A 21,777-nucleotide genomic window follows, 5' to 3' on the forward strand; every position below is an offset into this window, starting at 1 on the left:
TGGTATCGAAGAAGATGGGTATTGGCCAATTGACTCCTCCTTTAATTAAGAGTTCGAAAGCACAATATAGCGCATTATTCTTATAAACTCATTATATAAAAAGAAGGTTTTCCTTTTAACAAGCAGAAGAATTATATATAGCAAAAAATATTAAGGATCTATGTCTTACTAAATAGGGGGAGGAAGATGGAGAAATCGATCCTTTTTGAAGTGCAAGAAGAAGTGAATTTGGTAGCAGAAGCAATTAAGTCAGTATTAGATTTGGAAGTCATTGTTTATGATCAGAATAAAGTGGTGGTTGCTGCTACAGGTGGTGGTCATCATGCTGTTGTGGGTGAGCCGGTTCGAGGACATATTATAAAAGAAGTGATAAAAACAGGGAAGCATGTTTATAACTTTGAACCAGGTTTTCATGATGTTTGTAAAAGCTGCATTCTCCATGGAAACTGCCCCGAAAAAGCAGATGTGTCCTTTCCTCTGAAACATGAAGGGAAAAACGTAGGGGTGATTAGTTTAACCGCATTTTCTGAAGAACAGAAGGCAGAGTTTAAAGAAAGGCACCTTGTTTTATCGAATTACCTTGGGAAAATGGCTGACTTAATTAGCAGTAAAATAAATGCAAAAACGTTGTTGGGAAAGTATTTACATATGTTTCAAATGCTTCAAATTGCTATGCAATCGATGTATGAAGGGATCATCGCAGTAGATCAAAATGGGTATATTTTAGAGATAAATCGTGCTGCAGAAAAGACACTGAAAATGAAAAGAAATGAAATCCTAACTCTTAATGTATCTGATATCATCCCTGATTTGCCAATTACGAAAGTTTTATCAACAGCGAAAGGATATTCAGACATTGAATTTTCACTTCAAATACATAAAAAAAAGATTCAGGTCATTGGTAGTGTTATTCCACTTGTTCATGATGATCGTATTATAGGAGTGGCCATTTCATTTAAGGATTTAAAAGATGTGCAAAAATTAGCATATTCGATTACGTCAGAGGTAGATGATTCAACCTTTGACATTATCGTAGGGAAAAGTAAAGCGATTCTACAAGTGAAAGATATAGCGAAACAAATCGCAACCTCTGACTCCACCATAATATTTTTAGGTGAAAGTGGGACTGGTAAAGAACTTTTCGCAAGGGCAGTGCATCAAGAAAGTCTAAGAGTAAACAAACCCTTTAGGGCGATAAATTGTGCTGCAATTCCAGAACACCTACTAGAGAGCGAATTATTTGGATATAGCGAAGGAGCATTTACTGGGGCGAGGAAAAAAGGAAAGCCTGGAAAGTTTGAGATGGCCAATGGCGGAACTATTTTTCTGGATGAAATCGGTGACATGCCTCTCCATCTACAAGTAAAAATTTTACGGGTATTAGAAGAAAGAAGGGTTGAAAGGTTAGGTTCCAATTCTTCTCTAGATATTGATGTACGGGTGCTAGCAGCAACCAATAAAAACTTAGAACAAATGGTGAAGGATGGAGAGTTTAGAGAGGATTTATTTTATCGTTTAAATGTTATTCCTATTCACATTCCTCCATTGAGAGAAAGAGTGGGAGATGTATCCGTCCTTCTTAGCCATTTTGTTGATCATTATGTGAATATTACAGGAAAGCAAGTAAGGGGTTTTACTCCCGAAGCCGAAGCATGTCTCTGTTCTTATGACTGGCCAGGAAATATAAGAGAGCTACAAAATACCGTGGAGTACGCTATTAATATGGCAAAATCTTTTTGGATTACATCAGAGAATCTACCCACTAGGGTTAAGACAAAAACTAATCAAAGTGTTTTAAACCAAGAATTGACCTTAGCGGATATGGAAGAAAAAATGATTTTAAAATCGTTAAAAAAACACGGTGATACATTGAATGGAAAGAAGGAGGCTGCAAGGGAATTAGGAATAAACGTTGCAACTCTTTATAGGAAAATCAATAAGTTCGAAATCATTCGCAAAATGCAAATGTAGTTCGCATTTTGCGAATGATTAAAAACGGTAGTAGGTTAGTCCTTTTTAATATTTATTAGGACTAAACCTACTTTTTTAAATTTGCATTTTGCGAAATGAAAGTATCATGTAAGGATTATTTTCTGAAATGTAAACCTAAATTAGTTTAGAAAAAATAAGGGATTGTTTATTTATTGGATATCTCTAATAACTTGGCATGGAACTTGCATTAATAATTGTTCGAAGACAAAAAAATAAAGTGAGGTTGGTTTATGAATACAATACGCAAAATGTTTATGATGAAGTCTGTACAGACAATATTAAAGACATGCTTAAATATTAAACCAGGTGAAAACCTTCTTATTTTAACCGATACCAACACAATTGAAATTGGAGAGATGTTTTCTATTGTAGGCAAAGGTTTGGATGCAGAAGTAGTTATGACTATTATGAGTCCAACAACAAGACATGGTGAAGAGCCTCCAAGAATTATCGCAGAAGCTATGAAAGCAGCTGATGCAATTGTTGCCCCAACAACTTTTTCTATTAATCATTCTAATGCAAGAAAAGCTGCTAGTGACGCCGGTGCGAGGCTAATATTTATGCCAGATGCAAACGAAGAGGTTTTTTTGGACGGTTCATTAGACATTGATTTTTTTGCTCAGAAAAAGAAAATTGACAAATTATCAGCAATTTTGGATGCTGGAAATTTTTTAAGCATTTCCTCAGAGTTGGGAACGAGACTTACCATGAAAATCTCAGGTCGACAGGCTGTTCCACAAACGGGTATTTGTCATGACCCAGGAAGCATATCACCTCCACCTTGCATTGAATCAGCGGTGGCTCCGGTGGAAGGTACGACAGAAGGAATAATGTATGTAGACGGTGCTGTGGTTCCGGGAAGAGCTTGCCATGAACCTATTAAAATTATGTTTAAAGAAGGAAAAATTGTTTTGATTGAAGGTGGTGAAGACGCAAAAATGCTAGAGCAAACACTAAAAAGTTATAATCATCCAAATATCTATTGTGCTGTTGAAATGGGAATTGGCATGAACCCTAAGGCGAAAATAGGCAGAGGGGGTCAATTAGAGGATGAAGCAGAGTTTGGGACGATGCATATTGGGATTGGAAATGGTATTACTTTTGGAAGCAGTATTCGTGCACCCGGTCATTGCGATCTTGTAATGAGAAACCCTGTAATAGAAGTAGATGGAAAGATTCTTATGAAGGATGGAGAGATTTTCTTAGATTAAGAAGGGATTCTGGTGGTCGATTTAAATTCAATAGTTGAGTCATTTGCAAGTATCTTTTCAGTTAACAGGATAGCTGTAGTTGTGCTTCCACGGTTTACTCTGGATAAATAGGAGCAGGAAGATTATTTCTAAAATTCAAAATCCAAATCATCAAGCAATCAATTGAAAGCGGTTTCTTAAAGCGTTTTTTGGCACAGTATCAATTTCCCAATAATTAACGTAAGAAAAATCAAGCTCTAATTATCAATTGAAGGTAAGGTCTTTTCTAAAGATTTTTTCCCCATTAACCCTCAGAGTCTATAGTATTGGTTGTCTAATGTGAACACGCCAGGATCATAAGGAAACATTAGCTTATCTAGAAATAGGTAATAAAGAACAAGCAGTAGATGAAAAACGCCGTCAAGATTTAATGGAGCTATGTGCAGAGAATTATCTACGCCGTTTCTATCATTTATGGGTTAGGCTAGTAGAAAAGAATAAGAATAAATAGTTTTTGATATGACTAAAAAATGATTTGGTATTCTACGAATTATTCAAAGGGAGAGGGTATGATGGGCAAATTAGCTGCTGAAAAACCATTAGATACGTTACCGGCAAAAGAAAAGAAAATAGGGTTGCGTTGGGGCCTTGCTTTTATTTTTTTCATCATAGGATTTATTGCTTATATGGATCGTTCTAATATATCTATTGTGGCTGTACCTATGATGGAAGATTTAGGATTGAATAAAGTTGAATTTGGATTATTATCTTCACTTTTTTATTTAGGGTATTGTTTTGCGCAAATTCCAGGAGGTATGCTAGCTGAAAGGTTTGGAGCAAGGAATATCGTTACTATTGCCGTTGGATGGTGGTCGCTATTTACAGCATTAACAGCTGCAACTTCCAACTATGTTGTATTGTGCATCGTCAGATTTTTCTTTGGTGCGGGTGAAGGACCCATGTATCCTGGGAATGCAGTTTTCAACTCTTACTGGTTTCAAAAGCATGAAAAAGGACGTGCTTCTAGTGCGTTATTGGCCGGTTCATTCTTCGGTCCGGTTATTGCACCTGGGATATCAGTAGCCATTATGGCATGGTTTGGATGGAAAGCGGTATTTTATATTTTTGGTCTATTAGGCATTGCAGTTGCATTGCTTTGGTATTTCGTTGGACGAAATAAGCCGGAAGAGCACCCTTGGATTACCGAAAGTGAAAAACTGCTTATTCTTGAAAACCGAAGTATTTCCAACAGTCAGAAAAAAAGGGCTCCTTGGAATCAGTATTTAAAAAATTACAGATTTTGGGTAGTAGGGGTACAATACCTTGTTGTGATTTATATGTTCACTTTCTTTCTAACATGGTTGCCTACTTATTTGATGGAGGCCCGTGATTTTTCCTTAAAAGAAATGGGTTTCGTTGCAAGTTTTCCTTGGTTAGCAATCTGTCTCTCTGTTCTAATCGGTGGTGCTGTTTCAGACAAAATTCTGCAAAAAACAAACTCTCGTATGATTGCACGTGGAGTAATGGCCATAGTCGGGTTCGTCTTTTTCATTACAGGACTGTATCTTACTGCCTACACGAGTAGTCCTTGGTTAAACGTTGTCTGGTTGACAGTAGCACTCGGTGCACTAGGACTTCCTATTATTGCTTCATGGGCTATTGCGAATGACTTGGGTCAGGAATACTCAGGTTCCGTCAGTGGTTGGATGAATACGTGGGGAGCGATTGGGGGAACCACTTCTCCAATTATTTGTGGATGGTTTGCACAAGAAATGGGTTGGAATACTACTCTTTTAATCAACATTATTCCTGTTGTATTTGCAGCTTTATTATGGTTTTTTATCAAGCCAGATCGACCATTAGTTCCATCAGATAATAAATAGGAACCATTCATAGAATGTAAATCAAAAAAGGTGATATAACAACGGAAAAATTTACTAAATAGAATTGTAACTACACTCCAGGTTCCTGGTATCAGATTTTCAATATGGTTGTTGATTACCCTGATTTCCCTACTCTGGAACATATATAACTACTACACTAGCTTTTAAATACGTAATCTTTTTTGTAAAAATCCTTTAAGGAGTGAATGATTTTATGAAAATAATGAGAAGGATTGAAAAGGTACCGGGTGGTCTTATGGTAATCCCACTCATTATAGGAGCACTCTTTAATACGATTGATCAGCTTCATATTCCATTTGTAATGGGATTTCTAAAAACACTAGGTGTAACGCCTGTTGAAGAAGGCATTTATGAGTTTATGAGAATTGGAGGGTTTTCGGAAGCTCTCTTTAAAAACGGGACATTGACGCTTATTGGTTTATTCTTGTTCTGCGCAGGTAGCCAGATGAATTTACGAGTGGGTGGAAAAGCCTTAAAAAAAGGGATTCTATTAACTTCTAGTAAGTGTATGACTGGAATTACAATTGGACTTCTGTTCGGTTTCTTTTTTGATCCTATGAACGGGTTGCTTGGCTTATCCACTCTGGCCATAATTGCTGCAATGACAAATGGTAATGAAGGAATGTATGCCGTTCTCACCGGACAATATGGTAACCGTTCAGATGTAGGAGCAATTTCTGTATTGACCTTAAATGATGGTCCATTCTTTACCATGATGGCATTGGGAATAGTAGGAATTAACTTCCCTGCTATTGCATTTATCGCGGTATTGTTACCAATTGCATTAGGGATGTTATTAGGAAATTTGGATGAGGACATTAGGGAATTTCTAAAGCCAGGTGAAACGTTACTTGTTCCCTTTTTTGCTTTTTGTCTAGGAGCAGGAATGAACTTTATGAGTTTCTTTAATGCTGAAGCTGTTTGGGGCGGTCTTGTCCTAGGTTTTGCAACCGTCATTTTTACCGCTCTAACAGGAATCCTTGTTTATCGTATATTTGGTGAGAAAAGTACAATTGGTCCCGTTGCCGAAGCATCAACAGCAGGGAATGCAGTGGGAACACCAGCAGCCATAGCAGCTGCTGCTTCTGTTGCTGCAGGAGCAGGACTTATGTCGTTAGACGAGGCACAAAGTTTTCAACAAATAGCTAATCTAGCTACAATTCAAATTTCTATTTCTACTATTACTACTTCCATCCTTTGTCCAATTGCTGTGATTTTTTGGGATAAATACCAAAGAAGCAAAGGGATTGACGGTCGATTAGAAGATTCCTCTAACCGAAGTGAGGTGCCGGTAGAAGTGGATCAGCAAATTTAGAAAGGTGAGGGGACGAATGAAGTGGATAAAGCCCAATATTGAAAATCAGATTTGCACCATAACGATAAATAACCCACCAATGAATATTTTGACGAAGGAATTTCGTGAAGAATTTGTGCCGTATATGGAAAATCTAAAGTCCCGTACTGATGTTCGAGTCATTATTTTGACAGGAGACGGTGACCGGGCATTCTGTGCAGGTGCTGATTTAAATGAAGAAGGTGAATTGACCCCTGAGACTGTACGCTACTTTCTCAAAGAAGATTGCCGCATTTATGATGTTGTTAATGAAATGCCACAACCAGTGATTGCTGCTGTTAATGGATATGCTTTTGGTGGGGGATTTGAACTGATCCTAGCATGTGATATTCGAATTATGTCCGATCGAGCAAAGCTGTGTGCAGCAGGAGTTAAAGTAGGATTAGTTGTCGGACCTACCCGACTTGTAAGGTTGATGGGAGAAGCTTACGCAAAGGAAGTCATATTAACCGGGAAAACCGTATTAGCTAATGAAGCACTTCAACGTGGTTTGGCTAGCAAAGTTGTTCCTCATAATACATTAATGAATGAAGCTTTAGATTGGGCAAAAATGATTGCCTCACGTGCACCAATTGCAGTCAGGAATGCTAAAGAAACAATTCAAAAAACAATGGATGTAAATTGGCAGGAAGCCATGGCGTTTGAGTTAGATGCTTTTATTACTTGCCAGGATACGCAAGATCATAAACATGCCATTGAATCTTTTTTTAATAAACAAATACCAATTTTCCAAGGAAGATGATAAAGAGATTTATAGACCAAGAGGAGGATTCACAAGTTATGAATGAAGTTATGATGTATCCAGGAGCCTATGCGTTGATAAAAGTTTTGGCAGGAGTTGTAGAAGGCGAGAAAGTGTTGATCTTAACTGATTTTCAAACAGAAAGTATTGCTAAAACATTGGCAGATGTAACCTCCTCTTTAGGTGCTGAACCGATCACGATGTCCATGCCACCAAGAAAGGGGCATGGTGATGCTCTACCCGATCCAGTTGCCGCAGCTATGAAAGAAGTAGATGTTGTGATTGCTCCAACTACTTATAACATCGCACACACAAATGCTCGTCATGAGGCACAAGCGGCTGGTGCTAGAGTTTTAGTCTTGCCAGAATCCCATGAAAACATTTTGTTGAGTAAAGGCTTACAAGCTGATTTTATTTCACTTAGACCCCAAGTGGAACAAGTAGCAAATTTATTAACCAAGGGTGATGTAGTTAGGGTAACGACAACTCAAGGAACGGATTTACGACTATCCATTAAAGGAAGGGAAGGGCGAGCATTGACAGGTTTTGCAAATACCAAGGATATATCTGCTGTGCACTGCATTGAATCCAGTATAGCACCTGTTGAAGGATCTGCAGAAGGGGTCTTAGTGGTAGATGGAAGTATACCAGGAGTTGGACTTATAGATACTCCTGTGGTTGTTGAGTTTAAGGCTGGGAAGGCTGTTTCCATTACAGGGGGAAAGGAGGCAGATTTGTTTAGAAAAATATTAATTGAACGAAATGATGAAGATGGGAACATCTATTATGCAGGTGAATTTGGAATTGGTATGAACCCGGAATGTGAGTTAGAAAATAGTATGTTAAGTGACGAAGGGGTGTTTGGCACCATTCACGTTGCTTTAGGTACAAATGCTTATATTGGTGGTGTAATTAAGGCAAAAGGTCATTACGATATGGTTGTTAAAGACGCTATGGTGGAAATAGACGGTGTAACTATTCTTCGTAACAATGAACTTTATTTATGAGTTTTATGGAGGATACTGTGTTGATAGATTAATAAATATTTAGTAAATAATAGAAGGGATTGATTTGATGAGTGCTTTGAATGGTATCCGTATCGTAGATCTCAGTCAGGTAATGGCAGGCCCTTATTGCAGTATGTTACTAGCCGATATGGGAGCTGATGTAATAAAAATTGAACCACCCACTGGTGAGAATACTAGAAGGTGGCCACCTCACATCGATGGAGAAAGTGCTGCTTTTATGGCAATTAATCGAAATAAGCGAAGCATGACGCTGAATTTGAAAGATGATGAAGACAAGAAAATATTTTATAAATTGATTGAAACAGCAGATGTACTAGTTGAGAATTATCGTCCCGGTGTAGTTAAGCGATTGGGTGTAGACTATGACACCCTAAACAAGATTAATCCTCGTTTAGTTTATTGCTCTATTTCCGGTTTTGGTCAATATGGTCCTTATTCATCTCGCGGGGGCTATGACTTAATTGCGCAGGGAATGACGGGAATCATGAGTGTGACCGGAGAACGAGGCGGAAACCCAGTAAAGTGTGGGTTGCCTATCACAGATTTGGGTGTTGCACTGTTCGCTGCCTATGGAATATTATCTGCTTTGTATGCACGTGTTCAATCAAATGAAGGTCAATTTATAGATGCTTCTTTATTTGATACCGGTCTTGCTTTATCTGTTTGGGAAAGCACGCAATATTGGGTGAATGGTGAAACACCAGAGCCTACGGGGAGCGGACACCGATTATCGGCACCTTATCAAGCCTTTCAAGCGAGTGATGGCTATTTCACTGTAGGAGCAGATACGCCACATCATTGGCCTGTATTTTGTCATATCATAGGAAGACCCGAATTTCTAAATGACGAAAGATTTGTCGATGATCCTTCACGGATCAAGCATTTAAAGGTTTTCATACAATTAATTGAAGAAAAAACAAGTAAACGCCCAAGAAGTTATTGGCTGGAGAAGTTTGAAGAGGTAGGGATACCTGCCGGCCCAATTAATTCTTATCCAGAATCATTAACTGATTCACATACCATTTCCAGGAGAATGGTTGAAGAGTTAGAACACCCTATTGCTGGGAAAATTAAGGCTTTAGGTATTCCTATCAAATTATCAAAAAATCCCGGTCAAATAAGAAATGCAGCTCCATTGCTAGGGCAACATACAGAGGAAATTTTAAAAGAATTAGGATTAGAAAAATCTGACCAATCTTATAAAGAGTTAAATATATAACACCTAATATTAATTACGAGAGTGATAGGGGGATGGTGTTGGTGATTCATCGTTTAAGAGGAAGAGTTCCATCCATTAATTCTGAAACCTTTATACATGAGTCAGCGCAAATTATTGGAGATGTTAGGATTGCAAAAGATGTGAGCGTCTGGCCACAAGCCGTGTTAAGGGGAGATGATAAAAATTTTATTGAAATAGGGGAAGGAAGCAATATACAAGATGGTTGTATCTGTCATGTTACACCCGATTTCCCTTTACATATAGGGAAAATGGTAACTGTTGGACACGGTGCTATCCTACATGCCTGTAAAATTGAGGATGGGGCTTTGATCGGCATTGGAGCGAAAATTCTAGATGGGGCTACCGTTAGAAAGGGAGCACAAGTAGGAGCTGGAGCAGTTGTACCCCCAGGCAGGATTATTCCAGAAGGAGCACTAGCTATAGGAATTCCTGCTAAAGTGGTTAGGGAGCTAACGGAAGAAGATAAGAATGAAAATGTTCATAATGCGATTGAATATATTGAACTTTGGAAACGTGATTATTACAAGGGAGGGGATGAAATTTGAGTTACGAAAGCTTAAGACTCAATAGTAGAGGACAAAAATGGGAAGAATTATTTAGGATTTTGCAAGTGAGTAGGCGTCAATAATGTTTTACAAACCTGCGTCTGTAGGAATATATTCTATGTTCATCATGAAGTTGCCGCCGAATTAACCAACAAATTTGTAGAAAAAGTAAAACGATTAAAAGTTAGGAAAAAAAGAATATTTAGAAAAGAAATTTGTATCTACAAATATTGGTTAATCGAAGGAGCCAGTTAAAATTGAATGAAGTAAAGGAAAACATTCCTTCTAACCAAATTTTTACGAGTTTATCTGATAGACATAGTTATAGTTACGATGCTTCTTTTGGTACGTTCCTCCCTTATATGGTGATTCAGGTGAAGAATAAAATAGATCAGCAGGAATTTACAATTTAGTTAATTACGAAGAATCCATGGATATTTTAGATTTGAAGATGGAAAAAGCAAAGGATACTAAAGCCTCTATTATCGTAACGACAGATCCCGGTTGCTTGTTACAAATGAAATTGGGTATAAAAAGGGAAGGTCTAGAAGAAAGTATAAGGGCTCTACATCTCGTAGAATTACTAATTGAAGCAGGAGCAGTATCTAAATAGGAAATTTAATCTGTACTTTAATTGGTCGATTAATCACTGTTATGGAAGAATTTAATCAAGTATATGATCAATGGAAATCAGCAGAGAATGAATTCCATTGCATCCTATCCAGTTTGAAAACTCTTTGTTCAAACTGGATTTTTTTTATGCGATATTCCTATTAAACTTTTTACATTCTATTATTAATAGTAAAATTAACAAATCGTCTCAAGTACATTTTTTAATTGTAAAATATTGTTCTGCTTACTTTCGTTCTTCTTATAAATGAAAACGGTATTAAGGACATTGTCAAAGTTTAAATTGTAATAGTGAATGTTTGTATAGTTGTATAAGTCAATAAGCTTAGTATTTAATACAGCAATGGTATTACTGATTTGTAAAAAATCTTGAATACTACTAATAGATTTTATTTCCTTTAAATTATATTGTAGTTGATTATCCATAAGCCAATCAACTACAGCTCTTGTATACATACAACCTTTACTCAAAACGAGCAATGTAATAGGTGTTTTCTGATCGAAATTGATTATATGATCATTACTTGAAATAATCTCAAATGTTTCAGTGGCAACAATATAGTATGCTAAATCGGGGTATTTTTTAATAGGTTCACTAATTAGTGCACAATCCAATTCGGAATTGTGTACTTTTTGATTTATTTCATTACTAGAATCTACTGCGAAGTCTACATCCAATTGAATGTCTTTCGTATTCAACATATTGGCGAGGGGGGCTCCGTAGATTTTTAAGGTTGTATGTGATGTGCCAAAGTTCACTTTAGAGTTAAGCTGATAGGCACCAATGGATTGTAAAAATTCTTCGTACTCTTGAGTAATAAGTTGAAGATAGTTTTGATACTGGGTACCTACGCTAGTAATTTTCAATCCTTGGGGTGTTCGTTTAAAAACGGGTTTTCCAATTTCTGACTCCATTTTTTTCACTTTAGCAGTAAGTGCGGATTGAGTATAGTTTGTGATTTCTGCGGATTTACTTAAATTTTGTCGATTTAATATTTCAATTTTTAATGCAATTTCTTCGATGTTCATTTTGTTTGTCACACACCCTATAAAAAAAATTTATGGATCCTATCATTTTCCTCCATTTTACGCTTCTCAGTAAGGAGAGTAAACTCTAGTTAGCTTAATAAATAAGGAGTCGAGATGATGCTACAAGCTAATAATAGATTACGAGACTATTCACTCTATAATAAATATCCATAGCCGAATTTTACTGATTGAATACATATGTAATAGCAAAATATTGGAGGGGCATTAATGAATACATATTATAAATGGTTAATCGTATTAGTGGCTACACTATCACAAACTGCAGCAACATTTGTGACATATGGCATGGGACCTATCGCTACATTCTATCAAATTGAATGGAACTTAACACCACTGCAAACAGGCTTTATTGTTTCAGCTGTAAATATTGGTCCGATGTTTTCAATGTTAGTGTTTGGTTACCTAATGGATAAAAAAGGGGAAAAACAAATTATTGGATGGGGGACAATTTTATTAGGGCTCTCAGCATTAACACTCGTTTTTGTTAACAATTATATTGTATTGCTGCTTTTATTATTATTGGTTGGGATATGGTACGGCAGTGCTCAAACTGGTGGTAGTACTGCTATCGTAAAATGGTTTCCCAACAAACATAGAGGTCTAGCTTTAGGAATAAGACAGACCGGTATACCAATAGGAGGGGCTTTAGCCTCTGTAATGTTAACCTATACATTTTATCATTTCAATTTGTCAGTCGCGCATGTTGTACAAGGAGTTGTAGCAATTATAGGAGGTCTACTCTTTTTATTATTTTATCATGAGCCAGAAAGTACTAGTCCTACAGAATCGAAATCGGTGTCCTTTAAGGAGAAAATGAATGCTATCAAAAATAATAAAGAATTATATCCGATGTACATTGTAGGTGTTGTGATGATGTCATTACAAATGGTTATCATTGCACATTTTATGAGTTATTTTCATCAAGAAGGTAGCTATTCCCTAACAGAGGCAGGGAAATATTTAAGCCTTGTTTTAATAGGTGGAATGATTGGGCGGGTAGTCATCGCATGGATGAGTGATCAATTCTTTGAGCATAATAGAGAAAGATTATTGCTTATTGTGATGGTTTTTACAGTAATTCTTACATTGATGTTGCCACTAATCATTCATGTAGAAATAAAAATATTGATGCTGCTATTCTGTTTTCTATTAGGGTTTGTAGCAATTGGTTGGTATTCAATTTTTATTGCTTGTGTCACAGAGCAATCGGATCCCCGTTATATAGGCTTAACGGTGAGTTCAGCTTTGACATTAAATCAATTATTTATTGTTATAGCACCTTCTTTATTCGGTTTAGTCGTAAATATATTGAATAGTTATCAGCTAGCATTATATCTTGTTGGAATCGCTGTAGCTTTAGGAGCGATTAATTTATACAGAGCAAAAATAAAAATAGAATGGTCAAAGGGGTCAACGCAAAAGTGCGATTTTTGAGCGACACAGGTAGAAAATAATTAAACTTTTTATAAAAGAATCATTTAATTGAATATGTTAAGAGATGTTTTGAATAATCTTCTTTCAAAACATGCTCTTTCTATTTGCCCAAAAATTAAGCGGTTTATTTCTTATAATGTGACTTGTTCTTCTTCAATCTGTTGATCTTTTTTCTTTAAAGTTAACGCCAGGAAATGAGAATCTTAAGCAAATACTAGTGCTACATAGTATACAATTTGTACACCTTTAAAATAAATTTTTGAATTTTGGAAATGTCTCGGAATGTGGTGTATATAAAGAGTTGAGAGGAGTAATTGGGGTTAAATAATATTAAATTCTGAAAAAAGGGCTTGACCATCGGATGTTATCATACTATAATTTCGTTTATTATTCAAAATATTTAATGAGCGAAGAAAAGAACATTATTAAGCCGGTCTCCCTGTTAATAGAGAATCAGTGGTTGGTGCAAACTGATACAAAGACTTAGGTGAATTTCATTCTTGGAGCTTTTTTATACTGCAACATTGAAAAAGTAGTATAAAACGGATTAAACCGTTATTTTAACAAGTGGGAAACATGTATTGTTTCCAATTAGGGTGGTACCGCGTGAACAGCCACGTCCCTATCGTTAACGATAGAGACGTGGCTTTTTTTGTTCTTTACTTTGTTTTGTAGAGGACGTAATAAAAATAGATTGGATTGATTAGCATTCAAACATCAGAGCAATGGTCATCGAAGATTGGTTTTATTTTATCAGCAGCAGGATCAGCTATAGGAGTAGGCGCAATATGGAAGCTTCCTTATGTAACTGGAATAAGCGGTGGAGGCGCATTCTTTCTTCTGTTTATTTTATTTTCTTTGTTTATAGGTTTTCCATTGTTATTAGCAGAGTTTGTTATTGGTAGAAGTACACAAAAGGAAGCAGTTAGTGCTTATCGCAGTTTAGCTCCTAATAGTAATTGGCATTGGATTGGTAGGTTAGGGGTATTTACCTGTTTTCTTTTATTGTCTTTTTATAGTGTAATTGGTGGTTGGATTGTTATTTATTTTACAAAAGGTTTATTTGGTGGAATAATTAGTGAGGGCGCAGATTATGGATCTGTCTTTAACGAGACGATTGGAAATCCAATCTTGGTGATTGTAGCTCAATTTGCATTTTTGGCGATTACCGTTTTAGTTGTAGCAAAGGGGATTCAAAATGGCATTGAAAAAGTAAATAAAATTTTGATGCCTGCTTTATTTTTACTATTTTTTGTTCTAATCATTCGCTCACTAACACTCGATAACGCTATGGAAGGTGTGAAGTTCTTTCTAGCACCTGATTTCTCGAGTATTACATCTCAAAGTATTCTGTATGCGATGGGTCAAGCGTTTTTCTCCTTAAGTGTCGGAGTATCAGTAATGGTTACTTATAGTTCATATCTTTCAAAAAAAGAAAGCTTAATTCAACCGGCCATTTCAATCGTTACAATGAATTTATTCATTGCTTTATTAGCAGGATTAGCAATCTTCCCAGCTGTATTTTCACTAGGTTTAGAACCAGCTGAAGGACCTGGTTTGTTGTTTGTTGTACTGCCTGCTGTGTTTAATCAAATTGTTTTTGGAGAAGTTTTCTTATTAGGTTTTTTAGCATTATTTTTATTTGCCACATTAACTTCGGCTTTTTCTATGTTAGAAATAATTGTCGCATCACTAATTAAAGGAAAAGTGGAGAAGCGAACAAAATATGCATTTATTATTGGTGTTTTAATTTTTGCAGTAGGAATTCCCTCTGCATTATCCTATAGTGTTTTTGCTGATATGTTAATCTTCTCGAAAAATTTATTTGATACAGCTGATTATTTAGTTAGTAATATATTAATGCCACTAGGAGTGTTTTTAATCTCTATTTTCGTACCACTTAAGATTAAGAAAAGCACTTTGAGAGAGGAACTATTACAGCATTCTCGTTTAGGGGCTTCTGCATTTAATATATGGTTTTTTATAATGAGGTTCATTATTCCTTTAGTAATTATCATCGTATTTCTTGATAGTACTGGAATACTTGATAAAATAGTTGCGATTTTTTAGTATGAAACCACTCACTTTTTGAGAGCTTATTAAGAGTGAATCAAAAGCTCTGAAAGCTAGCAGAGATTCTGCCTAACTTCAGTAATTTTTTATAAAAAAACGGATAATTAAGTGGTATGGCGAAGACAAACTGATATGGGCAGAATGTCGTTGGAGACCCAAGTGGTAATAAAAGAGGATACTAAGTAGTAAAACAATCTCTTTATTTAGGTTCGAAAATGGTTTTCTTTTTTTGACTTTATACAGATAAGCTTACGCATTAAAATAAGTTAGAGAATAGATACAACATTAAATAGTAGTTATTAAAGCCAAGGTCAGCGATTTGTATAGTCGCTGACCTTGGCTTTTTTCATGTAAGTCTGACATGGTGGTTAGCTTTTATCAAAGTGGGCCATGATGACGGAAAACTGAAGGCAAACGGACAGGCTGAGTATCGTAATTAGCCTGGTTAACAAAGTAAAGATCTTATTTACAATGGCAAGTTAGGAGAACTTTTCACTTTATAGAGAAAGTAAACAATATCAATGAAATTACTCGGGGACTTTATACCTTTACCTCTATGGAATAGGATACAAACCGACGTTATTAGCAAAAAGTATACTTTTAATACCCGTTATCTCTCCATTCCTCCGGATGGTACTTTGGTTAAGCCTTTCTTCTTTATTCCATTAAGTTACTTTTTGTTTTTAGTGGTATTATCGAATTATTGTTTGTGGCTTTAGATTTAGATCAATAAGTCTTTAAGCCCCTCCATCAAAAAAGTCAATCTCCTGTACGTTAATAAAATTGGCTTTTTTATTTTATTCATTAATTAGTTTGTTTTATGAACACGGAAATGGTCGGTTCTTTTTCGTAACTAAACAACCTTTTTTACCGTTTGGCAAAAACACCACACTTCTCCATATAGCCTCCTCTATATCTCCATATAAACTCCTCTATATCTCCATATAGACTCTAGATTAGTCCTGTACATTTAGAGATATCAAGGAGGTAATAAAAATGAATTTTATCAAACGCGCATTTTTAAGTGTACGAGCAAGAAAGGGAAAATCCCTTATCTTATTTGCTGTTTTTTTAGTTGTTACTAATTTAGTATTAGCAGGATTCGCCCTGCAAAATGTCACAGACACAGCGAGTGATCTCGCTAGAAAAAAATTGGGAGTTGACGTAACGCTAGGATTAAATCAAGAAAAGCTTCCAAAATATATTGAAACACAGAGAGAAGAAAATCCTAATGAGCCAGTACAATTTCCAGAAATTTCTTCAGAGGAAGCAGATAAGTTAGCTAAATCACCCTATGTGAAAAATTTCAACTATCTAAAAGAAAATCAGGGTTTAGCAGATGGCTATATTCCCATTAATGTTGATGGAAATGAAGACGTGATGAGTGGTTCCATAGCTGGTGGAGGCAACCCTGATAGAGAAATGCCAAATCTATCAATTACCGGCGTAAGAAGCTCTGGTTTATTGAAAGAATTCACAGAAGGAACGGAGGAAATCATTAAGGGACGTGAAATAACAGCAGAAGACAAAGATAAGAAAGTAGCCTTGGTTGAAAAACAGTTAGCTGAACATAACAAACTTAAAGTTGGTGATAAGGTAAAAATCAAAAAAGACGATGGAAAATCGACAATAAAGTTAGAAATAATAGGGATTTATGAGACATCCAACATAACTAGCCAAATGGAAACAGCACCACCGTTGTTTCATCCATCTAACAAAATATATGTTTCGTACGAATCGTTAAAAGAATTTTCAGGAAACAAGGATATGAAGGGCACGCCAATTGACAAAGCAATTTATTACTTAACTGACCCGAATCATATCGATGCTTTTAAAGCAAAGGGAAAGAAAACAGACATTGATTTTGACCTTTTTGAACTAGATGCTCATGATGCCTTATATAAAAAAATGATAGGCCCTATTGAGAACATGGCATCCACTTCAAAATGGATTATCTACCTGGTTTCAATTACAGGATCCATTATCTTAGGTCTTATCATTATGTTGACTATAAAAGAACGACGGAAGGAGTTAGGAATCTTACTGTCGATTGGCGAGAAAAAAGGGAAATTAATAGGCCAACTCTTAGTAGAAGTATTATGTGTAGCTGTTCTAGCATTTAGCCTCTCTATATTTACAGGTGGGACAGTGTCTCAAAAAATGGGAGACAGTTTATTGCAGAAAGAAATTACCGCTGAAGAGCAAGAAAATAATCCTAGGGATCAAACATTTATGTTTGGGATGAATGATGACCAAGGTCAAGAAGTGGATCCTATTGATAATATTGATGTAAGTGTAACATCCCAAGATGTGCTGAAAGTAGGTGGATTAGGTCTATTAATCGCAATCTTATCAACCATTATTCCAGCATTATCGATTCTTCGATTGAAACCAAAAGAAATTTTATTAAAAGATTAATAGGAGGGATATACACATGGACACTATTTTACAGTTTAAAGATCTGAATTACCATTATCAAAGCAATAATAAAAAAATCACTATATTAGATAATGTAAACTTTGCGTTTCAAGCCGGACAATTTTATACCATTTTAGGACCATCGGGATCAGGAAAAACAACGACCCTTAGTTTAGCTAGTGGATTAGATATCCCAAGTAGAGGGAATGTAGTATATAAAGGAACAGATATAAGGAAGATAGGTTTGGATTCCTATCGAAACCAACATGTCTCGATTATCTTTCAATCATATAATCTCATTACGTATATGACTGCTCTTCAAAATGTAGTCACTGCGATGGAGATTACAGGAGTCGATGTGAAAGACAAAAAGGCAAAAGCACTTGAGTTATTAGAAAAGGTAGGGCTGACAGAAGGAGAAGCAAAAAGAAAGGTATTACAGCTTAGCGGTGGTCAGCAACAGCGTGTAGCGATTGCTCGTGCATTATCTTGTAATGTAGATTTATTAATTGCTGATGAACCAACTGGGAATCTAGATCAAGAAACTTCCATGGAAATTATCGAGTTATTTAAAGAACTTGCTCATAAAGAAAATAAATGTATCATTGTCGTCACTCATTCACAAGAGGTGGCTAAACAATCTGATAAAGCGGTGTATCTCGAAAAAAGAAATTTAGTAATCAAAGAGTTGTAAGGCAAATAAATAGTAGAAGTTACAACTCGTTTCGGTAACGCTGTTAGATAAAAAAAGAAATATACCTAAGTAATATAAATTTAATTAGAGAAAATGTTCAACTACATGAAAAAGGAATGAGAAGATGTGGATGAAAGTATGGATTAAAATTGCAACATCCATTGGTTTAATAACAATAGGTCTTTTAATTGGTTCGTTTACAAACTTGATGAATTTAGGGGATAATCCAGAATTGAATGAAAAAGAAAAAGATAGTTATCAAGATTTATTTCAGGATAATCCAGAGGTGTTTTTCCCTTCCAATCAAGATGAAATGGGACCAAATCAGGGAGACGTGTCCCCTCCTAATCAAGGAGGGTCTGAGGAAGGCTCTACAAAGGGGGAAGCAAAGCCCTATTAAGGTTCAGAGGATAGGCAAAAATGAAAGAAGAGCTTTAGGAAATATTCAGAAGGTAAACATAATGAAGTCTCCAATGAATGAGTATGAGTAAAAAAATACATGCTTAAAGATTCTATATTTTAAAATATAGAATCCAGACTGTAGACAAACTCGATGAAAATCGAGTTTGTCTACAGTTTTTTTGAGGGGGTGTAAAAATTCGAACGTTGATTGGAACGTAGGGCACTCGCTTTCCGCGGGCGGTCAGGAAGCCTCCTCGGCGCCTTTGCGCCTGTGGGGTCTCCCTTGGACACGCTTTTCCCTCAGGAGTCTCGCACCTTCCGTTCCAATCAACTTTGTTTTAACAATTAGATATAACCAGGTTTGCCTACATTCTTTTTTGTTTTAATATAGGAGTATTAAAACTAGAGGTGATGACGATGCTTTCGAAACATAATTCTATTCAGCGAGATCAACTTGAAATGATTACTTTGGATAACTGGTGCCAGCGAACCATTTGGTTCGTAAAATTGAGGGGGCCATTGACTTCACTTTCATTTATGACTTGGTGAAAGAGATGTATTCAGAGATAGGGCGCCCAAGTATTGATCCAGTTATTTTAGTTAAATTGACATTCATTCAGTATACCTTCGGTATTCGTTCAATGCGTAAAACGATTGAAGAATTTGAAACGAATATGGCTTACCGTTGGTTTTTAGGTTACGGTTTCCATGATAAAGTACCTCACTTCTCAACGTTCGGGAAAAATTATGAGCGTCGCTTTAAAGAAACAGACCAATTTAATTCAACTAGACATAACATCACTCATGTTTAGTTATGAGTGTTTATGATTATGTAAATTCATTGAAATTAAATAAAAGTCTGAATCTCATTTCATCCTATAGAAATGAGATTCAGACTCTTTTTTTGTTTGTTTACTTTATGGATAATGGAATGGTAACTAAAAATTGTACACCCTGTTCAGTATTATTCATAGAATACGTGATAAAAAGGGCTTCAAAAATTTGCTTTACAATATATAACCCTAAGCCACTTCCCCCAGTATTTCGATTTCTTGATTTTTCAATTCGATAAAATGGTTTGAAAATATGTTGTATATCCTCCTCTTTAATTTTTACACCTGTATTGATGACTTGAAATTGGATGTGGTGTTGTTTTGAATCCTGAGTTAGCTTTATATATACTTTCTCGCCATGCGGTGAATACATAATCCCATTATGAATAATGTTTTTACAGGCTTTTTCTAAAAGAGCACGATCTGTAAAAACAGAAAGGTGAGAACCAATCTGTTTTATTATTTGAATGTCTTTTTGAGAAGCAAAAAAACCGAGATTTTTTGTGATTATATTAATTAATTCCGCGAGATTTACTTCTTCTAATTTTAGTTTAAAGGTATGTTGTTCCAATTTGGATATACCTAGAATCTCACGAACAAGTTGTTCCATATCCTGAACGGTTTGAAAGTTTTTTTGTAAATATGTGTCCCGGTCTTTATAGGGACCGATATTATACATCATTCCTTCTAAGTGTCCTTTCATAACAGTGAGAGGAGTCTTTAATTCATGTGCTACAATTGAAAAAAATTCCCTGCGTTTTTTTTCTATTTCTCTTTCTTTTTCAATGTCGCTTTGTAATTGCTGATTCGCTTTCTGTAAATCAAGCATAGTTTGTTGTAAATTAAGTGACATATCATTTAAACTATTGGATAATTCCCCTAATTCATCATTGGAACGAACCTCAATTTTTTCGGAAAAATCCAAGTTCGCCATCTTTTGTGCCCCTCTATTAATATAAATGAGTGGTCTTGTAATAAACCTCGAATATAAATAAGCACTTCCAACACCAATAACAACTACAATGATACTGATATAAGGAAGGAAACGTACCAAGACCTGTGAAGCTTCATTAATTGGTTGAAATGTTGCGGATACTACGAGCGTTAAGTTACCATCTTGGAATTGAATTGGCATGGCAACATCAAATGAATTGGAAAGGTTATTTGAATTTCTTAATGGCTTTGTATTATCGAATTTTACACCTGGTAATGCTTGAGTACTACCTTGAATAAAAGATAAAAAAGGAGAATACATTATTGTTCCTTCATTATTTTGAAGGTAGATGATTGCGTTATTTTTTTGAGCGTATTCATCAAAAAGTGGTATTGCATTTTGAAAAGAAAGATCCTTAGATTTATCAATTATTTCTTCTATTCCTGTTTGAAGCTGGTCTGTTTTATACTGCTCATAAAACGTAGGGAGAAAGAAGTATAAAGTTAAATAGATCAGGACTGCAAAGGCTAACAAAATAAGGGATGTAATCAAAAAGAGTTTATAGGTAATCTTGTTCATCTTCATGATTTTTAATATCTTATTCATCGATTTTGTAACCAATTCCCTTTACCGTTTTAATGTAGGGTATTTCTAATTTTTTTCGTATGTTTTTAATATGTGTATCGATAATTCGTGTTTCTCCGTAGTACTCGTATCCCCAAACTTTTTCTACGATGCTTTCTCTTGTGAGTACTTTTTTCTCATTTTGAAGGAGTAGTTGCAGCATCTCAAATTCTTTTGTTGTTAAAGGTATTTCAACTTTATTTACATATACTTTATATGCATCACAATCGACATGCATTTCTTTAAAAACTAAATGATTAGCTGTACTTCGATCATAGCTTCTCCTCAGTACTGCTTCGACTCGTCTAATCAAAACATGAAAAGAAAAAGGTTTAGTTATATAATCATCGATTCCAAGATCAAAACCTTTCATTTGATCTTGTTCTTCTTCTAAAGCGGTTAGCATAATAATTGGTACATTTGACTGGTTTCGAATCATTTTGGCAACTTCAAATCCGTTAAGGTTTGGCATCATCACATCCAAAAGAATTAAATCAAAGGATTGCTTATTATATTGTTTCATTCCCTCTAATCCATCTGATGCAACTTCAACAGTATAGTGTTGTGTCATTAAAAATTGTTTAATTAATTCCTGAATCTCTTGATCATCCTCTACTACAAGAATATGATAGTTCCTCATGGTATCACCTCTTGTATCATTATAACCGTGTTATATGGAGTTAATGTGGA

General features: G+C 35.6%; 18 protein-coding genes, 2 pseudogenes and 1 other annotated feature. Of the genes and pseudogenes, 17 read left to right on the plus strand and 3 right to left on the minus strand.

Annotated features, from left to right (window positions below):
• Positions 1 to 186 precede the first annotated feature (186 nt).
• The 10 genes and pseudogenes from NST21_RS11675 to NST21_RS11720 all read left to right on the plus strand — a co-directional run.
• Positions 187 to 1,971 (plus strand): sigma-54 interaction domain-containing protein, encoded by a 1,785-nt coding sequence (locus NST21_RS11675; RefSeq protein ID WP_340889240.1) that lies wholly within the window; start codon positions 187 to 189, stop codon positions 1,969 to 1,971.
• A gap of 251 nt (positions 1,972 to 2,222) precedes the next feature.
• Positions 2,223 to 3,203, plus strand: a complete 981-nt coding sequence (locus NST21_RS11680) for an aminopeptidase (RefSeq protein WP_340889242.1) — start codon at positions 2,223 to 2,225, stop codon at positions 3,201 to 3,203.
• A gap of 551 nt (positions 3,204 to 3,754) precedes the next feature.
• A complete protein-coding gene (locus NST21_RS11685) occupies positions 3,755 to 5,065 on the plus strand; it encodes an MFS transporter (protein WP_340889243.1) in 1,311 nt (436 codons plus the stop codon).
• Between the two features lie 214 nt (positions 5,066 to 5,279).
• The gene (locus tag NST21_RS11690; RefSeq protein ID WP_340889244.1) at positions 5,280 to 6,401 is read left to right on the plus strand and encodes a 2-keto-3-deoxygluconate permease; all 1,122 of its coding nucleotides are present in this window, start codon (positions 5,280 to 5,282) and stop codon (positions 6,399 to 6,401) included.
• Between the two features lie 16 nt (positions 6,402 to 6,417).
• The gene (locus tag NST21_RS11695; protein ID WP_340889245.1) at positions 6,418 to 7,182 is read left to right on the plus strand and encodes an enoyl-CoA hydratase/isomerase family protein; all 765 of its coding nucleotides are present in this window, start codon (positions 6,418 to 6,420) and stop codon (positions 7,180 to 7,182) included.
• A 38-nt stretch (positions 7,183 to 7,220) separates the two neighbouring features.
• Positions 7,221 to 8,189, plus strand: a complete 969-nt coding sequence (locus NST21_RS11700) for an aminopeptidase (RefSeq protein WP_340889246.1) — start codon at positions 7,221 to 7,223, stop codon at positions 8,187 to 8,189.
• A 67-nt stretch (positions 8,190 to 8,256) separates the two neighbouring features.
• Positions 8,257 to 9,429 (plus strand): CaiB/BaiF CoA transferase family protein, encoded by a 1,173-nt coding sequence (locus tag NST21_RS11705; protein ID WP_242489107.1) that lies wholly within the window; start codon positions 8,257 to 8,259, stop codon positions 9,427 to 9,429.
• A gap of 41 nt (positions 9,430 to 9,470) precedes the next feature.
• Complete coding sequence (locus NST21_RS11710; protein WP_340889247.1) at positions 9,471 to 9,995, plus strand: gamma carbonic anhydrase family protein; 525 nt, start codon at positions 9,471 to 9,473, stop codon at positions 9,993 to 9,995.
• 257 nt (positions 9,996 to 10,252) lie between these two features.
• On the plus strand, positions 10,253 to 10,408 hold the full coding sequence (locus tag NST21_RS11715; RefSeq protein ID WP_340889248.1) for a hypothetical protein: 156 nt from the start codon (positions 10,253 to 10,255) through the stop codon (positions 10,406 to 10,408).
• Positions 10,387 to 10,608: pseudogene (locus NST21_RS11720) on the plus strand (heterodisulfide reductase-related iron-sulfur binding cluster); the annotation flags it as partial. The gene NST21_RS11715 and the pseudogene NST21_RS11720, both read left to right, overlap by 22 nt.
• Positions 10,609 to 10,802: 194 nt before the next feature.
• Here the strand turns inward: NST21_RS11720 and NST21_RS11725 are convergent.
• The gene (locus NST21_RS11725; RefSeq protein WP_340889249.1) at positions 10,803 to 11,654 is read right to left on the minus strand and encodes a LysR family transcriptional regulator; all 852 of its coding nucleotides are present in this window, start codon (positions 11,652 to 11,654) and stop codon (positions 10,803 to 10,805) included.
• Positions 11,655 to 11,882: 228 nt separating this feature from the next.
• Between NST21_RS11725 and NST21_RS11730 the strand changes: the two genes are divergently transcribed.
• From NST21_RS11730 to NST21_RS11760, 7 genes and pseudogenes are all read left to right on the plus strand, one after another.
• Positions 11,883 to 13,109 carry an MFS transporter gene (locus NST21_RS11730; RefSeq protein WP_340889251.1) on the plus strand — a complete coding sequence of 409 codons (1,227 nt, stop codon included), beginning with the start codon at positions 11,883 to 11,885 and terminating at the stop codon, positions 13,107 to 13,109.
• Between the two features lie 401 nt (positions 13,110 to 13,510).
• Positions 13,511 to 13,736 (plus strand) — a binding site (T-box leader).
• Between the two features lie 81 nt (positions 13,737 to 13,817).
• Positions 13,818 to 15,179, plus strand: a complete 1,362-nt coding sequence (locus tag NST21_RS11735) for a sodium-dependent transporter (RefSeq protein ID WP_340892515.1) — start codon at positions 13,818 to 13,820, stop codon at positions 15,177 to 15,179.
• 524 nt (positions 15,180 to 15,703) lie between these two features.
• Positions 15,704 to 15,901 (plus strand): DUF3955 domain-containing protein, encoded by a 198-nt coding sequence (locus NST21_RS28805; RefSeq protein ID WP_377374170.1) that lies wholly within the window; start codon positions 15,704 to 15,706, stop codon positions 15,899 to 15,901.
• A gap of 277 nt (positions 15,902 to 16,178) precedes the next feature.
• Positions 16,179 to 17,600 (plus strand): ABC transporter permease, encoded by a 1,422-nt coding sequence (locus NST21_RS11745; protein WP_340889253.1) that lies wholly within the window; start codon positions 16,179 to 16,181, stop codon positions 17,598 to 17,600.
• Between the two features lie 16 nt (positions 17,601 to 17,616).
• Positions 17,617 to 18,294: an ABC transporter ATP-binding protein gene (locus NST21_RS11750; protein ID WP_340889256.1), complete on the plus strand. Its 678-nt coding sequence runs from the start codon at positions 17,617 to 17,619 to the stop codon at positions 18,292 to 18,294.
• A gap of 130 nt (positions 18,295 to 18,424) precedes the next feature.
• A complete protein-coding gene (locus NST21_RS11755; protein ID WP_340889257.1) occupies positions 18,425 to 18,694 on the plus strand; it encodes a hypothetical protein in 270 nt (89 codons plus the stop codon).
• Positions 18,695 to 19,113: 419 nt separating this feature from the next.
• Positions 19,114 to 19,496, plus strand: a pseudogene (locus NST21_RS11760) (transposase); the annotation flags it as partial.
• A 112-nt stretch (positions 19,497 to 19,608) separates the two neighbouring features.
• Here NST21_RS11760 and NST21_RS11765 read toward each other — a convergent pair.
• Together NST21_RS11765 and NST21_RS11770 are read right to left on the minus strand one after the other, a co-directional pair.
• Positions 19,609 to 21,048 carry a sensor histidine kinase gene (locus NST21_RS11765; protein WP_340892517.1) on the minus strand — a complete coding sequence of 480 codons (1,440 nt, stop codon included), beginning with the start codon at positions 21,046 to 21,048 and terminating at the stop codon, positions 19,609 to 19,611.
• Between the two features lie 13 nt (positions 21,049 to 21,061).
• Positions 21,062 to 21,727 (minus strand): response regulator transcription factor, encoded by a 666-nt coding sequence (locus NST21_RS11770; RefSeq protein WP_340889258.1) that lies wholly within the window; start codon positions 21,725 to 21,727, stop codon positions 21,062 to 21,064.
• Between the last annotated feature and the right edge of the window lie 50 nt (positions 21,728 to 21,777).

It is taken from the genome of Peribacillus sp. FSL K6-1552, assembly GCF_038005205.1.
GTDB classification, from domain to species: domain Bacteria; phylum Bacillota; class Bacilli; order Bacillales; family DSM-1321; genus Peribacillus; species Peribacillus butanolivorans.